Source organism: Streptomyces sp. x-19 (genome assembly GCF_046549115.1).
Classification (GTDB): domain Bacteria; phylum Actinomycetota; class Actinomycetes; order Streptomycetales; family Streptomycetaceae; genus Streptomyces; species Streptomyces albulus_C.
The window spans coordinates 1-1358 of sequence record NZ_JAJPWK010000094.1; the positions used below are offsets into that span (position 1 = coordinate 1).

A 1358-nucleotide genomic window follows, 5' to 3' on the forward strand; every position below is an offset into this window, starting at 1 on the left:
GTGGCGGATGCGGGATTACGTCCGTGGCCTGCTGGGGAAGGCGGCGCGTAAGAACGGTTGGCAGCTTGCGGAATGGGCCGGTCACCGCACTCCGGATGGCTTTCAGCGGCTGTTGAACAGCAGTGTCTGGGACGCAGACGCCCTGCGCGACGACGTCCGCGCTTACGTCGGTGACCGTCTTGGTCCGGATGGAGTGCTGGTCATCGACGACACCGGCTTCGTCAAGAAGGGCACCACCTCGGCCGGGGTGGGGCGGCAGTACACCGGCACTTCGGGGAAGATCGACAACTGCCAGATCGGGGTCTTCGCCGCCTACGCCACCAGCCGAGGCCGGTCCCTGGTCGACCGAGAGCTCTACCTACCGAAGTCCTGGACATCTGATCGCCAACGCTGCCAGGCGGCGAAGATCCCTGATGAGCGGTGCTTTGCCACCAAGGGTGAGCTGGCCCGGGACATCGTCCGCCGCTGCATCGCAGCCGGCCTGCCCGCCGCCTGGGTCACTGCGGACGAAGCTTACGGGCAGGACTGGCACTTCCGGCGCCTGCTCGAACAGCTCGGCCTGGGTTACGTGGTGGCGGTGCCCAAGTCGCAGCAGATCAAATCGCTGGCCGGGAGCTGGCGCATCGACGATCTCATCAAGGAAGCCCCCAATGATGCCTGGCAGAGACTGTCGTGCGGCGACGGGGCGAAGGGACCGCGCGTCTACGACTGGGCCGCGGCCAAACTGCCTGCCAACCTGGTCTTCGACCCTGATCCGCCCACCCATCACCGCTGGGTGATGGCCCGCCGCAGCCTCTCCGACCCCGACGAACTCGCCTACTACCTTGCCTATGCACCCGTCGATATGGGCCTTGCCGAACTGGCCCGGATCGCCGGCTCCCGCTGGGCGATCGAGGAATGTTTCCAGGCCGCGAAGAACGAGTGCGGCCTCGACCAGTACGAAGTCCGCCGCTACACAGGCTGGTATCGGCACATCACCCTGGCCATGCTCGCCCATGCTTTCCTCACCGCTCTTGCGGCCCAGGCAAGCGACGCCGAAAAGGGGGCTGCAGAAACGGATCAGCCCTCATCGACCTCACCGTGGCGGAGATCAGACGACTCCTGGACGCTCTGCTGCCCCACCCACGAGCCAACCGTGACCCCATCACCCACGCATTGACATGGTCGACCTGGAGAAGACAACGCCAAGCCATCGCCCGCCACTGCCACTACCGCAGAAGAACCAGCTCAAGACACGAACCGCTGCTGGAGTACTAGTACTCCAGTTGCAGTTCGCTATTTGCGCTGGTCAGGGGCGTCTTCTTGAGTGTAGTGAGCTGACGTGTCGTCATGTGGCGGTTGTTCGTGACCGGTCGCGC

At 64.9% G+C, this 1358-nt stretch carries 1 pseudogene; it reads left to right on the top strand.

What is annotated here, in order from left to right:
* Positions 1 to 7 precede the first annotated feature (7 nt).
* Positions 8 to 1257 (top strand): annotated as a pseudogene (locus ACLJT4_RS42380) (IS701 family transposase).
* Positions 1258 to 1358: the final 101 nt, after the last annotated feature.